Consider the following 14,287-nt stretch of genomic DNA (forward strand, 5'->3'; position numbering starts at 1 on the left):
AGGAACAAGCATGACCCGCACCGTTTACGTAAATGGCGAATACCTGCCCGAGACCGAGGCCAAGGTTTCGATCTTTGACCGCGGCTTCCTGATGGCGGACGCCGTCTATGAGGTGACAAGCGTTCTGGACGGCAAGCTGATCGACTTTGAAGGCCACGCGGTGCGCCTGAAACGCTCACTGGACGAATTGCAGATGGCCGAGCCGTGCAGCAAGGACGAGTTGCTGGAGATTCACCGGAAGCTGGTGGACCTGAACGAGATCGACGAGGGGTTGGTGTACCTGCAAGTGTCGCGTGGCAGCGATGGCGACCGGGATTTTGTGTTTCCCTCTGCGGATACCAAGCCAACGCTGGTTCTGTTTACCCAAAACAAACCCGGCCTGGCCGACAGCCCGGCATCGAAGAAAGGCGCCAAGATCATATCGATCGACGACATCCGCTGGGGGCGTCGGGATATCAAGACCGTGCAACTGCTCTATCCATCGATGGGCAAGATGATGGCCAAGGCCGCGGGCTGCGATGACGCCTGGATGATCGAAGATGGCTATGTGACAGAAGGCACCAGCAACAACGCCTATTTCGTGAAAAACGGCAAGATCGTCACGCGCCCGCTGTCAACTGACATCCTGCATGGGATCACTCGCAAGGCGGTGCTGCGGATGGCGCAAGAAGCGCAGATGGAAATCGAAGAGCGCCTGTTCACCATCGACGAGGCGAAAGAGGCTGATGAAGCCTTTACCACCTCGGCCAGTGCCTTTGTCATGCCTGTAATCGAAATCGACGGCGTCGCGCTGGGGGATGGCACCCCAGGGCCGATTGCCAAGCGACTGCGTGAGATCTATCTGGACGAAAGCCGCAAGGCAGCGATCTAATTTAGAAGCCCGCCTAATTGGCGGGCTTTTTGTTGCAGCCGTTAGCTTTCTTTGCCGACATTCTCTTCGAAGGCCACTTGGAAGGCTGCCTGTCTGTCCGGGCTCGCCTCGGTCTGATAATTGGCTTTCCAGTCATCCATGGTCATGCCGTAGAAAATCTGACGAGCTTCGTCCTTGCCCATCTCGATACCTTTTTCGTTCGCAGCCTCCTGATACCAGCGCGACAGGCAGTTCCGGCAGAACCCGGCCAGATTCATCATGTCGATGTTCTGGACATCCGTGCGATCCTCCATCAGATGCTTTTGCAACCGCCGAAACGCGGCAGCCTGAAGTTCGATTTCCGTTTGCTTGTCCATGGTCCGGCTCCTATTGCGTGGCGTATTCTGTTGGAGGTAGCAACCAAAGGCCCACGTTTCAACTGACCTATAGTCCGCTGCGCCCAAGCGCGTCTTGCAGGATCACGGCCAATCGCTCGGCCCACTCCCGCTGGCCCGCGTGGTCTGCGATCAGATCATTGCGCAGCTCGATCAGGACATTGGGAATGCCGTGTTTGGTGCAATGTCGATCTATGGCATCACCAGGTAGGACCCCTGCATAGGGTTCATTCACTCCGACACACAGGTCATCTTCTTGCTGCAACCGCGCAATCAAAGGGGCCGAGAACCTTTCGTCCGGTGTATGCAACACCCCAATATGCCAGGGGCGCGGTTCGCGCCCGCGCAATTGGCGGGTGAAAGAATGCATCGAGACCAGAACGGTGCCGGGCCGAGCCAATAACTGGCCCAAGGCCGCGTCATAGGGCCGATAACACAGGTTCAGACGACGCGCGCGCTCGGCCGTATCCGCATGTCTGTTTCCTGGAATGATCGAGCCGTCATAAAGCTTCATAAGCAGGGTCGGATCGTCTTCGCCCCGGTTGGGATCAATGACCAAGCGCGAGAAATTTGCGGCCACGACAGGCGCGCTCAACATTTCGCCCAGATGCTTTGAGACTTCATAGGCGCCGACGTCATATGCAATGTGGCGCTCCATGTCCTCCCGCGGCAAGCCCAGATCGCCCTCGCAGATTTCGGGTGGGACGGTATTGGTGGCGTGATCGCAGCTTATCAACCAGCGCGACGGACGGTCAGCGCCGTGAACGAAGAACGGAGAATATGTCATGAGCCTGTTGTCTAGTTTGCCGCAGGTGTAGGACAGTTGCTTCGGAAAGGGAATTGCGCAATAAGCAGCTGAAACACTGTTTGCGGTAACATTTGGGACATGAGGAGAGCAATACCTATGCGACGCCTGAGAAGTGTGAAAATCGTGGCGACGCTGGGACCGGCGTCGAATGATTACGATACCATTCGCGCCCTGCACGAGGCGGGTGCGGATGTCTTCCGCCTGAACATGAGCCACGGCAGCCATGACGAGATTCGCGAACGGCATCGCATCATTCGTCAGATCGAAAAGGATCTGGACAGTCCGATTGCAATTCTGGCCGACCTTCAAGGGCCCAAGCTGCGGGTTGGCGTCTTTGCCAATGACGCGGAAGAGCTGGAGGAAGGTGCAAGCTTCCGTCTGGATCTTGATCCCGAACCCGGCGACGCATCGCGCGTTTGCCTGCCCCACCGCGAGATTTTCGTGGCGCTTGAACCTGGTGCCCGCCTTTTGGTCAATGACGGCAAGATTCGCCTGATCGTTCAGGAGTGCGGCGAAGATTTCGCAAATTGTACCGTCGAAGTTGGCGGCACGATCTCGAACCGCAAGGGTGTCAACGTGCCTGACGTTGTTCTTCCCTTGGCGGCCCTGTCGGAAAAAGATCGGGACGACCTTGAATTCGTTTGCCAACTCGGCGTCGATTGGCTGGCTCTCAGCTTTGTGCAGCGCGCCAAGGACGTGTTCGAAGCGCGCGCATTGGCCGACGGGCGCGCGGCGATCCTGTCCAAGATTGAAAAGCCCGCAGCGGTCGAAGATTTTGCCGCTATCCTTGATGCCTCTGACGGGATCATGGTGGCCCGTGGCGATCTGGGTGTTGAACTGCCTGTTTCCGCCGTTCCACCAATTCAGAAACGCTTGGTGCGCCAGTGCCGGAGTGCGGCAAAACCGGTGATTGTGGCAACTCAGATGTTGGAGAGCATGATCGACAGCCCGATGCCCACGCGCGCCGAGGTTTCGGACGTCGCAACAGCGATCTATGAAGGCACAGACGCCATCATGCTCAGCGCTGAATCTGCTGCTGGATCGTACCCGATTGAGGCGGTTCAAACGATGAACAAGGTCGCGATCGAGGTCGAGGCCGACCCTACGTATGAACAGATCATTGCCTCCTCGCGCTCCGCGAAGGGCACGACAATTGCTGATGGCATCGTAGCGGCGGCCCGTGAGATCGCTGAGAAAACCGACATCAAGGCAATCTGTTGCTTTACCCAAAGCGGCACAACAGCTTCGCTGACAGCGCGGGAAAGGCCCGGTGTTCCGATCATCGCCATGACATCTCAACGCACTACCGCCCGCAGATTGTGCCTCAGCTGGGGCTGTAACTGTGTGATGACACCGGTGCTGGAACGGTTCAAAGGTGCAGTGGTGAACGCAGCCCGCGCAGCGCGCGCCGGTGGGTTCGCCACCGAAACCGATCAGATCGTTGTCACTGCGGGTGTTCCATTCAATGTTCCAGGAACAACCAACATTCTACGCGTGGCACCTTGTGATGAACGCCTGATCTACAGCACTGACCCGGAATAGCCACAAGCCTTCTTTTCAGATCAGATCTTCCTGACGCAGGAAAAGCCCAAACTCGCCCTGTCCGAGTTTGGGTTTTTGCATTTGGTTCAAGCCGCTCAGTGCCTAAAAAATAAACACAATTTGACCGCCAAACACGAGTTTGGCACAATGCGACACATCTTCAGGTGGACAGTCTTGAAGGTATTTCTACGAGCAGTCTCAAATTAGTTCCAGAATCCGGCTGCTCGGCCGGGGGCACGGGCCCCGGAAAAACAAACAAAAAAGGAAGTCGAGATGACAACAAAAATTGTCATAGGGTTGGACGGGACACCATCCGGAGAACGCGCGATCGCCTTTGCCAAAGATCTGGCAGAGCGTATCGGAACTTGCGAGCTTCTGGTGGCCTACGTGATCGAATGGTCCCCATTTACATTTCAGACACCAGAGGAGAACGCACAGCGTCACAAACGGCGTGAAGAAGAGATTGAACTGGCCACTACGCGGGTGATTACACCAGCAGTAGACGCTTTGGGCGCCGCAGGTTTCACCGCCCGCGGCATCGTGCGCCACGGTGACGTTGCAGAAACGCTGAACAAAATCACTGTCGAAAACGGCGCATCTCAGATCGTTGTTGGTCGCGCATCCGCCGATGGGATCAAAAAACGCCTGTTTGGCAGTTCGACCCAGTATCTGGTGATGCACGCAGATGTTCCAGTAACAGTCGTCAATTGATGGGGGCGAATATGAACTTTATCAACAAAATCGGCGTCTTGCTGGCGATGATCTTCACGTCCAGCGCCGCCGCTGCGCAAGACGCACCAGGGCTGGACGAACGTATCAACCAGGCTTTTGCCGACTTCACCGGGCCATTTGTCAGCTTCATTTTCGCACCGTTCCCAGGGACAGGGTTCCCATGGATCGTGGGGTGGCTGGTGATTGCGGCGACAGTGTTCACGCTGTATTTCGCGTTCGTGCAGCTGCGGTTCTTCAGCCACGCGATCAGCCTTGTGAAAGGTGATTACTCTGACCCCAATGACGCTGGTGAGGTCAGCCACTTTCAGGCACTGGCCACTGCGCTTTCGGGTACAGTGGGTCTTGGCAACATCGCTGGTGTGGCAGTTGCTGTTGGTATCGGCGGGCCTGGGGCCACATTCTGGATGATCGTCGCAGGCCTTTTGGGCATGGCGTCGAAATTCACCGAATGTACGCTGGGCGTGAAATACCGCAATGAATACGAAGATGGCACCGTCTCGGGCGGCCCGATGTATTACATGTCCAAAGGGTTCAACGAGCTTGGTCTGCCGGGCGGCAAGATCCTGGCGGTCCTCTTCTCGATCTTCTGTATCCTGGGCGCTTTGGGCGGGGGCAACATGTTCCAGGCCAATCAGGCCCATGCTCAGATCGCAGGAATTACCGGGGACTACCCGGGCTGGATCACCGGTTTGGTCTTTGCGGGTATCGTCTTTGCGGTGATCGTCGGTGGCTTGAAATCCATCGCGCGCGTGACCGAGAAAGTCGTGCCGTTCATGGGCGTGATGTATGTGCTGGCCGCGCTGGTTATCATCATCATGCATGCAGATCAGATCGGCTGGGCCTTTGGCCAGATATTCGCCGGGGCCTTCACCGGGTTGGGCGTTGCTGGCGGCATGGTTGGCGCGCTGATCCAGGGCTTCCGCCGGGCTGCATTCTCGAACGAGGCTGGCGTTGGCTCTGCGGCCATCGCGCACTCGGCTGTGCGGACCAAAGAACCGATCACCGAAGGCTTTGTCTCGCTGCTGGAACCGTTCATCGACACTGTGGTGATCTGCACCATGACTGCGCTGGTGATCATCATCACCCAACAGCTGATCATCGACCCAGAAACCGGCAAATACATGCTGAACGAAGCAGGTACCGCAATCGCGACTGTAGACGGCAATTCGGGCGTCAGCCTGACTTCGGCCGCCTTCGCAAGCGCCTTTAGCTGGTTCCCCTATGTTCTGGCCATCGCTGTGGTGCTGTTTGCCTTCTCGACCATGATCAGCTGGTCTTATTACGGCCTCAAGGCCTGGACCTATCTGTTCGGCGAAGGACAGACCACCGAGTTGATCTTCAAGGTCATCTTCTGCGTCTTCGTGGTGATCGGTGCGGCGGCCAATCTTGGCCCGGTTATCGACTTCTCGGATGCGGCGATCTTTGCCATGGCGGTTGTGAACGTCTTTGCGCTCTACTTCCTGATGAAAGTGGTGCGGCAAGAGCTGGCCTCCTATGCTGAACGCCTGAAAAGCGGTGAGATCCGCAAGTTCGGCCACTAAGCCAAATCACCGGGGCGGCACTTGTCGCCCCGGCGCCCGGGCCACCCTGCGAAAAACGCAGATTCTGGTCGCTCCCCCCTTGCCAGCTTGATCAAACTTGCGTAAACGGCGCCTCTGATCGCGTGACCGGCCGAGATGGCATGCCGAGTCGCGTTTGGAACCGAACCCGGAAAAGGAGACGGAAATGCCTAAGATGAAGACGAAATCGAGCGCCAAGAAGCGCTTTAAGGTGACTGCGACCGGTAAGGTCATGTCGGCCCAGGCCGGCAAGCGTCACGGCATGATCAAGCGGACCAAGAAATTCATCCGCGACGCCCGTGGCACCACCACCCTGTCCGCCCCCGACGCCAAGATCGTCAAGGGCTACATGCCCTACGACCGCTAAGAGGAGATACCGATATGTCCCGCGTTAAAGGTGGAACCGTAGCTCACGCCCGTCACAAGAAGATCATCAAAGCCGCAAAAGGCTATTATGGTCGCCGCAAGAACACGTTCAAAGTTGCGTCTCAGGCCGTCGACAAGGCGAACCAGTATGCAACCCGTGACCGCAAGAACCGTAAGCGCAACTTCCGCGCACTGTGGATCCAGCGGATCAACGCAGCTGTACGTTCGCATGACGAGGCTCTGACATATTCCCGCTTCATCAACGGCCTGAACCTGGCCGGTATCGAAGTGGACCGCAAAGTTCTGGCTGATCTGGCCGTGCACGAACCGGAAGCGTTCGGCGCGATCGTTGCCAAAGCTCAGGCTGCTCTGGCTGCCTGATCCTCTTTCGAGAGACAGTGAAAGAAAGGCCGTTCCTTCGGGAACGGCTTTTTTCTTTGCGACTGAGCGAAATAGTGAAAGCTAGGCTTTGCGCTGCTCAGCCATCCAGGTCTCAAGATCTGCAATCTGCTCTTCGCTCAGCCGCAAGCCCAGCTTGTTGCGCCGCCAGACGATATCCTCTGCGTGGCGCGCATATTCCTTGGCCATCAGCCAGTTGACCTCTGCCTCGGTCAATGTCGCGCCAAAGTCGCGCCCCAGATCCTCAGCCGACTTGGCGTCGCCCAGCACGGCCTGTGCCTCGGTGCCATAGGCTCGGATCAGGCGACCGGCCCAATAGTCGCTGAGGAACGGATAATCCGTCTTCAGCTGCGCGGTCAGATTGGAAACGCCATCCACCGGAAAATCCCCACCGGGCAAAGCCACACCCGCCGTCCAAGGGCCACTGACGTTTGGCAAATGCTCGGCGATATGCTCCAGCGCGCTTTCGGCAAGGCGACGATAGGTCGTGATCTTGCCGCCAAAAATATTCAGCATCGGCGCGCCTGTGCTGGTATCCACCTTCAGCGTATAATCGCGCGTCGCCGCGGTGGCGCTGCTGGCCCCGTCGTCATAAAGAGGACGAACACCGGAATAGGTCCAGACCACGTCATCTTGCGTCAGGTCCTGCTTGAAATATTGGTTGGCAAAGCTCAGCAGATAATCCCGCTCTTCCGGGGTGCATGTCGGTTTGACAGAGGGGTCGCTGTGTTCGGCGTCGGTGGTTCCGATCAGCGTGAAATCTGTCTCGTACGGGATCGCGAAAATGATGCGCCCGTCAGTGCCCTGCAGGAAGTAGCACTTGTCATGGTCAAACAGACGCTTGGTCACAATGTGGCTGCCCCGCACCAGCCGAACCCCTTCGCGTGAGTTGACGCGCACTTTGGTCTGGATAATATCGCCGACCCAGGGCCCACCGCCATTCACCAACATGCGCGCATAGTGCGTTTGTGTCTGCCCGGTTTCGGTATCGCGCGTTTCGATGCGCCAAATACCGTCTTCGCTTTCAGCCGACAACACTTGTGTCCCGACCAGTATACGCGCTCCACGGGCTTCAGCATCGCGTGCGTTCAAAACAACCAAGCGGCTGTCTTCGACCCAGCAATCGGAATACTCATAAGCCTTCTCAAAGCGATCCTCTAAGGGTAGGCCCTCTGGCCCAGATCTCAGATCAACGGTTTTGGTACCTGGCAGCACCTCGCGCCCGCCCAGATTGTCATACATGAACAAACCCAAACGGATCAGCCAGGCTGGTCTGCGCCCCTTCATCCACGGCATCACGGTGTTGAGCAGTTTGGACGTCGGCGTATCCGACTCGAACCGCATATCCTTATGGTAAGGCAGCACAAATCGCATCGGCCAGCTGATATGCGGCATCGCTTTCAGCAACACTTCCCGCTCGATCAGCGCCTCACGGACAAGGCGAAACTCAAAATACTCAAGATACCGCAAACCGCCATGGAACAGCTTGGTCGAAGCAGACGAGGTGGCCGAGGCCAAATCGTTCATCTCGGCCAGTGTCACGCTCAGGCCACGCCCCGCCGCATCACGCGCGATGCCGCACCCATTAATGCCGCCACCTATGATGAAAAGGTCCGAAACTTCGATGCTTTCCGAATGTGCCACCTTTGTCTCCTTTTCGGCGCGCTTGCACGCCTTTAACTGCGGTTTTCGTTCTTTTGCAAGAATTGTTTTTCGATATTTTTCGTTTTTGGTCTTTTTGGGTGAAATTTCGCCAAACCGCGTAACTTTTCGCGCGGTATTTTGGAAAACCGAAAGAACTTGGTTGCCTTTTCCGGCGTATCCAGCAAATTTGAGCACGTAGGCTTGTTTCCGAGTTTCGTCCTGAAAGACACCAAATGACCCAGACCTTTCGCCATCCCGAAATCCTCGACATCGCACGACGAGACGGAAAGGTAACAGTCGAAGGTCTGGCGTCTCACTTCGGCGTAACGCTTCAAACGATCCGCCGCGACTTGACGGATTTGGCGGAAGCTGGCCGCCTTGAACGCGTTCATGGCGGCGCGGTCCTAAGTTCTGGAACGACAAACATCGGTTACGAGGAACGTCGCGCGCTGCATCGTGACTCCAAGCGCGCCATCGCACGCGCCTGCGCTGCCGAAATCCCAAATAACGCGTCGCTGTTTCTGAACATCGGGACCTCTACCGAAGCTGTCGCAGAGGAGTTGCGGTATCATCAGAACCTTTTGGTTGTGACAAACAATATGAACGTCGCGAACATACTGGCCGACAGCCCAGGCTGCGAAATCATCGTGACCGGGGGTACTCTGCGTCGGTCAGACGGCGGGCTTGTCGGAAACCTTGCGGCTGAAACAATCCGGCAATTCAAGTTTGATCTGGCCGTTATCGGCTGTTCGGCTTTGGACCACGAAGGCGACCTGTTGGATTTTGACATTCAGGAAGTCAGCGTCAGCCAAGCCATCTTGCGGCAATCCCGTTCGACCTTTCTGGTGGTTGACCAAACAAAGCTGTCCCGAAGCGCTCCGGCGCGTATTGCATCGCTTGCCGATATCGATGTCGTCTTTACAGATCACGCATTCCCTCAGGACCTGTCGCAATCTTGCGAAACCTGGGGCACCAAGCTGGTTATCGCAACCGCCTAAATACCGGCCAAAGCACAAGACAATGCTGCGTTTTAACTTATTAAAGCGGGCTTCCGGAACGCTCAGTTTGATATGAGACACCTTTTGGTTTGAGCGTCAGAGGGTCAGTCCAAGCTGACTATCGCAACTAAGCTTTGCAAAGCCCGATAAAACGACCAAACTGGCCCCCAAGAATAAGCCAATCTGACTTTTCCATATGCCCGAACATACGGCACTTTGTTCTTTGCAGCTCGAGAAACCACGATGCCGACACGCCGAACCTTTCTAAATCAAGCTGGCGCCGCTACTGCGTTTGCCTTCGCGGCACCGGCAGTTCGGGCGCAGACCGGGACAACGGACCTGGACATCGCAATTGTGGGCGGCGGGGTGGCTGGACTGTTTTGTGCAATGCGATTGAGCGAAGCACCCAACACAAGAGTAGGCGTTTTTAAAGCGACCGATCGGATAGGAGGACGCCTCCTTTCGCTGCATTTCCCCAACTTGACCTCTCAAACCGCGGAAATCGGTGGTATGCGTTTGCGCCGCACAGACAAACACGCGCTCAAAATCGTTGATGAAATGATCGGGCGCGAGAAACTACAGGACTTTGCCTACCCGATCACGGGCTATTACCTGCGCGGGCAGCACTTCTCAAAGCTTTCTGAAGCCACGTCCGTTCCTTACGGGTTGTCTGATCGGGAACGCGCAGTCATCGCGCGTGGAGATGACCTTCTGACGTACGTGATTGACGACTTAAACAAGAGAGCGAGCGAAGGCACTCTGTCTCTGAAGGACACGGGGTTGTGGGAACTCTTGCTTCAACAGCGTAGTCGCGAGACCTATGATTTCGTGCGCGACGTGCTGGGTTACAACTCTCCTTTGTCCAATTGGGACAGCAAAACAGCAATCAGTTGGTTTGAACGCGACTTCGCGTACAAAACCAAGTACTTCAAACTGGATCATGGTCTCGAACAAATCCCCAAAGCTCTTGCCAGAGCCTATGTGTCGAACCGGGGAAGGTTCATCTGGGACATAAACTGGTCAACCTCAGGCGGCGGCCTGATGCGGGTTTTGATCTGACCTTCCAGACGGAAGCTGGGCAAACGAGCCTGTCGGCCGCGCGGGTGATCCTGGCAATTCCGCCAAATGCCTTTCCATCCTTGATCAATACCGAAGTGTTTTCTGGCGATACCCGTTTTGCACGTGCCGTGAAGAGTGTTTACAAAGTGCCATTGGCCAAGGTGCATCTTGCGTTTGATCAGGATTGGTGGACGCCCCGAAACCTTTCTGTCGGGCGCGTCATCACGGATTTGCCGGCAAGACAGATTTATCGCTGGGGTGTAGACGACCTGTCAGGCCATGCTTTGTTGATGGCGAGTTATCACGATGGTGAGATGATCGAGTATTGGGAGGCCTTGTCCCAAGGGTCGACTTTCGGTGCACCCGATTGGATTGATCGGGCGACCGGACCTGAGGGAGACCCCATAGCGCCATCAATGCGCCAACTTCTGCCAGCGTCCGACCGGCTTGTGAAAGAAGTTTGGAGCCAGGTCCGCAAATCCCATAATTTGAGTGATGACTTGCCCAATCCTGTTGCCGCCACCTACCAGAATTGGGGGCGCGAACCCTGGGGTGCTGCCTATCACCTGTGGGGAATTGGGGCGGATCCGAAGGATATCATCGGGTACATGCAAGAGCCCGTGCCGGGCATGCACATTTGCAATGAAGCGTGGTCTGTCTCTCAGGGTTGGACAAATGGGGCCATGCAATCGGCCGACAGCTTGCTTGTCACGAAATTCAAAATGGACCCGTTTGTATAGGTCAGCTTAATCGGCTTTTGAGGTCAAAGAGTTGTTCGGTAGCAGCTCAGGGTTAAGCAGTCTGTTTCCAGGAGTCCCGCGCATCAATCGCGAAGTATGAGTAGATGAGAACCATCAGTGACGCGAATGCAGCCAGCCAAAATACCGCCGCATGTGACAACGTCACCGCCAGCGCTGTGCTAGACAACGCCATGCCGACTGTCCCCCCAATCAATTGGCTTGAAAGTACAATCCCGCCCGCTTGTCCCTGCATATTCGGAGGGACCGACATTGTGACAGCACGCTGAGACGGTACAAACATCAGCGAAACGGCGGCACCAAACAAAACAAACCCAACGAAAACAACGGCCGTTGTCTTAAGCATCATTCCAACCGCGACCAGGCAGAGACCGACAGTAATGGACACCAACCCAGCAAGTGCAGGCCAGCGGGTACCGCGCTCGTCAGATAACTTGCCGGCAATTGGTGCAAAAAAGGTTGTCGGTATGACAGCTGGCAGCAAAGCCAATCCGGCCCAGAATGGCCCCCAGTCTTCAACCGTTTGCAGGTACATCGACCCAAAAACAAAGGTGGCAATCTTTCCATATTGGGCGACACCGACAATTAGGTTCGAGGCTGTGAAGGTCGGATTTTGGAAAAGAGCCACCGCGACCAAAGGATCTCTGCGCCGGTTCTCAACAAATACGAATACCGCAAGTGCGAGAACGCCAGTGATCAGGGCAGCGCGCACATTGCCTTGTTGCCATCCAACGTCAGGCCCCTGCATTATTCCGAAGACCAAAAGCGAAAGCCCGAATACCAACAGAACCATACCTGTCAAATCGAAACGCTCTTTGATGTGTCTTGGAGGATCGCGCCATAACCGCCAAACCACAAAGGCGACGCATGTAACGACCACTGGATTGATCCAGAAGATCCACCGCCAGGAGAGACCGGAAGTAAGCGCACCGCCGACCAAGGGGCCAGCCGCCAGGAAACATGTTCCGATCGCTCCATAGATACCCAAAGCTTTGCCGCGCTCGGCCCCATCAAATGACAAGGCTATCAATGTCAGAGACAACGGAAAGATTGCGGCGGCGCCAACGCCCTGAATGCCACGCGCTATAAGCAGCGTTAGCCCGTTTGGCGCAAATCCTGAAACAACTGAAGCCACTCCAAAAACAAGAAGCCCTGCGGTCAAAAGCGCCCTAATTCCGACTATGTCCCCAATTCGACCCGTAGCCGCCGCCAAACAGGCCAATGTCAGAAGATAGATATTGACCACCCAATGAGCAGATATCTCTGAAAGTCCCAGTTCTTGGCGTATTGTTGGAAGCGCGACGCCAACCGCAGTTTCGTCCAACAAGATCACCCCGAGAATTGCGCCCATCGCACCCAGAAGCCACCAACGATCAGTTTTGCCAGTTCCCAATCCAAATCGCTCCTACAAAACTCTGCGCGACGCGCCGGTCGGTCCAGAGTAATCATAATACATGTTGAAGGAGTTGGGTCGCAAATCGCTTACCCACCATTCGTTGTTGGCGCGCATTCGTTGGAAAAGCGGATTCACCGACTGCGAGGCAGAGCTGCCTCGCTTTACGCCCGCTCTGCAATTTTCTGGTCTCGCAAGCCCTGTGTGATATCCATGTTGAAACGTGATCAGGAGCTGAGGGCAAGTTGTGCCGGACTCACAGGATAACGTCTATAGACAAAACCTTCGAGCCGAACTTGCGCGCGCGCATGACCGCGAGGCCGCGACGCGCGAAATCCTGACTGTCATAAGCCAAAGCCGCGACGATGAGACACCAGTTTTTCAGACAATCGTAGAAAACGCCGCGCGGTTGTGTAGTGCTCCGATGACCTTTGTGGTTTTGATCAATGAGGACCATACCGAGTGGGAAATAGCTGCTGCCACGGGGGAAGCGACTAATATGATGAAAGTCGGCAACGTCTTTCAAGTCGGCCGAGAATTCGCACCTTACAAAAGCGTCAAAACACGCCGGATCGTCGAAGAACCTGACATACGTGAGACGGAGTTCTACAAATCCAGGCATGTGGATGCGATAAAATTGGTGGACGTCGATGGTATCCTGTCGCGTGTGTTCGTCCCGCTTGTTTCGCAGGGTAAATCTCTTGGCAATCTGGTTCTGTTGCGACGAGAGGTCGGCAAATTCGCACCTGACGACCTGCTTTTGGTCGAGAATTTCGCCACCGAAGCCGTCATCGCCATCGAAAACGCGCGACAGTTTAGAGCCTTGGAAAAGCTGAATGCAGAACTTGGAGACCGCGTTGAGAAACAGGTGGGCGAGATTGAGCGAATGGGCCGCCTTAAACGCTTCCTTCCCACCGCTGTCGCCGACACGGTGATCTCTTCAGGCTCTGAGACCATGCTGAAGAGCCATCGCGCGCTTTTGGGCGTTATTTTCTGTGACATTCGTGGGTTCACGGCGTTTTGCGAAACTGCCGAACCAGAAGAAACCATCGAGGTGCTGCAGACCTATCACGAGGAAATGGGCAAGTTGATCAACGCGCATGGTGCGGGCGTCGACCACCGCATGGGCGACGGGATCATGGTGCTGTTCAACGACCCGTTGCCCTGTGACGACCCTGCCGGGGATGCGGTTCGGCTCGCGGTTGCGATGCGGGCGAAAATGGTTGAGTTGTCTCAGCGATGGAAACGACTTGGTCACAGGCTTGGGTTTGGCGTGGGCGTATCGCTCGGATATGCAACCGTAGGCATGGTCGGTTACGAAGATCGATCAGACTACACCGCCTCGGGCACCGCGATCAATGTGGCGGCACGACTCTGCGATATGGCCGAGGACGGCGAGATATTACTCAGCACCCGCGCGGCGATCGCTGTGGAAAACGAATTCAAGTCAGTCTCAGCAGGAGAGGTCAAGCTAAAGGGTATCCGCGAACCGGTTGAGGTTTTTCTAATGGTTCAGGGAACTTAGGGTAATGTAACGGGCATGGGGGAAAGCGATACTGATGACTGCTTTGGGCTCAATTGCGGATCCTGAAGCAATCGCAGCATCAATTGATGAGCCCGCCCCAGCCCGAGCATAGGTTCGGCCCAGAGCCAAGCTCGCGTCCCCTCGTCCAATACTGCAATTGCAACTGCGTTTCTACTGATCACTGTGCCCAAACCGACCATTCGCAACCAAGATATGCAGGTTTCGAAACGCAGAGACAAAATGCTCTCGTACTCCGAAA

General features: G+C 55.9%; 14 protein-coding genes. 10 read left to right on the top strand and 4 right to left on the bottom strand.

What is annotated here, in order from left to right; all coding sequences use genetic code 11:
• Positions 1-10 precede the first annotated feature (10 nt).
• Entirely contained in the window at positions 11-871 is an 861-nt protein-coding gene (locus GOX45_RS09020; RefSeq protein WP_171100044.1) for a D-amino-acid transaminase, read from the top strand.
• Positions 872-912: 41 nt separating this feature from the next.
• On the opposite strand, the gene GOX45_RS09025 is transcribed toward GOX45_RS09020, so the two are convergent.
• Together GOX45_RS09025 and GOX45_RS09030 are read right to left on the bottom strand one after the other, a co-directional pair.
• The gene (locus tag GOX45_RS09025) at positions 913-1,227 is read right to left on the bottom strand and encodes a DUF1244 domain-containing protein (RefSeq protein ID WP_171100046.1); all 315 of its coding nucleotides are present in this window, start codon (positions 1,225-1,227) and stop codon (positions 913-915) included.
• Positions 1,228-1,294: 67 nt separating this feature from the next.
• Positions 1,295-2,032 (bottom strand): N-formylglutamate amidohydrolase, encoded by a 738-nt coding sequence (locus GOX45_RS09030; RefSeq protein WP_171100048.1) that lies wholly within the window; start codon positions 2,030-2,032, stop codon positions 1,295-1,297.
• A gap of 117 nt (positions 2,033-2,149) precedes the next feature.
• On the opposite strand from GOX45_RS09030, the gene pyk reads away from it, so the two are divergent.
• From pyk to rplT, 5 genes are all read left to right on the top strand, one after another.
• Entirely contained in the window at positions 2,150-3,595 is a 1,446-nt protein-coding gene (pyk, locus tag GOX45_RS09035) for a pyruvate kinase (protein ID WP_171100050.1), read from the top strand.
• Positions 3,596-3,868: 273 nt separating this feature from the next.
• Positions 3,869-4,306, top strand: coding sequence for a universal stress protein (locus GOX45_RS09040; RefSeq protein WP_171100052.1), 438 nt, complete (start codon positions 3,869-3,871; stop codon positions 4,304-4,306).
• A gap of 11 nt (positions 4,307-4,317) precedes the next feature.
• Positions 4,318-5,868: a sodium:alanine symporter family protein gene (locus GOX45_RS09045; protein WP_171100054.1), complete on the top strand. Its 1,551-nt coding sequence runs from the start codon at positions 4,318-4,320 to the stop codon at positions 5,866-5,868.
• Between the two features lie 184 nt (positions 5,869-6,052).
• Positions 6,053-6,253 carry a 50S ribosomal protein L35 gene (gene rpmI, locus GOX45_RS09050; RefSeq protein WP_039523697.1) on the top strand — a complete coding sequence of 67 codons (201 nt, stop codon included), beginning with the start codon at positions 6,053-6,055 and terminating at the stop codon, positions 6,251-6,253.
• Between the two features lie 14 nt (positions 6,254-6,267).
• Complete coding sequence (gene rplT / locus GOX45_RS09055) at positions 6,268-6,633, top strand: 50S ribosomal protein L20 (protein ID WP_171100056.1); 366 nt, start codon at positions 6,268-6,270, stop codon at positions 6,631-6,633.
• 81 nt (positions 6,634-6,714) lie between these two features.
• Here the strand turns inward: rplT and glpD are convergent, their stop codons facing one another.
• Positions 6,715-8,295 (bottom strand): glycerol-3-phosphate dehydrogenase, encoded by a 1,581-nt coding sequence (gene glpD, locus GOX45_RS09060; RefSeq protein ID WP_171100058.1) that lies wholly within the window; start codon positions 8,293-8,295, stop codon positions 6,715-6,717.
• Positions 8,296-8,528: 233 nt separating this feature from the next.
• On the opposite strand from glpD, the gene GOX45_RS09065 reads away from it, so the two are divergent.
• The 3 genes from GOX45_RS09065 (at position 8,529) to GOX45_RS22320 (ending at position 11,092) form a co-directional block, all read left to right on the top strand.
• Positions 8,529-9,293 (top strand): DeoR/GlpR family DNA-binding transcription regulator, encoded by a 765-nt coding sequence (locus tag GOX45_RS09065; protein WP_171100059.1) that lies wholly within the window; start codon positions 8,529-8,531, stop codon positions 9,291-9,293.
• 216 nt (positions 9,294-9,509) lie between these two features.
• Positions 9,510-10,352: an FAD-dependent oxidoreductase gene (locus GOX45_RS22315; RefSeq protein WP_171100062.1), complete on the top strand. Its 843-nt coding sequence runs from the start codon at positions 9,510-9,512 to the stop codon at positions 10,350-10,352.
• Positions 10,310-11,092, top strand: a complete 783-nt coding sequence (locus GOX45_RS22320) for an FAD-dependent oxidoreductase (RefSeq protein ID WP_371808967.1) — start codon at positions 10,310-10,312, stop codon at positions 11,090-11,092. The genes GOX45_RS22315 and GOX45_RS22320 overlap by 43 nt, the downstream gene beginning before the upstream one ends.
• A 52-nt stretch (positions 11,093-11,144) precedes the next feature.
• Here GOX45_RS22320 and GOX45_RS09080 read toward each other — a convergent pair whose 3' ends face one another.
• A complete protein-coding gene (locus GOX45_RS09080) occupies positions 11,145-12,461 on the bottom strand; it encodes an MFS transporter (protein ID WP_254445977.1) in 1,317 nt (438 codons plus the stop codon).
• A gap of 289 nt (positions 12,462-12,750) precedes the next feature.
• On the opposite strand from GOX45_RS09080, the gene GOX45_RS09085 reads away from it, so the two are divergent.
• On the top strand, positions 12,751-14,028 hold the full coding sequence (locus GOX45_RS09085; protein ID WP_171100067.1) for an adenylate/guanylate cyclase domain-containing protein: 1,278 nt from the start codon (positions 12,751-12,753) through the stop codon (positions 14,026-14,028).
• The last annotated feature ends 259 nt before the right edge of the window (positions 14,029-14,287 follow it).

This window comes from Ruegeria sp. HKCCD7255 (assembly GCF_013031565.1).
Lineage (GTDB): Bacteria > Pseudomonadota > Alphaproteobacteria > Rhodobacterales > Rhodobacteraceae > Ruegeria.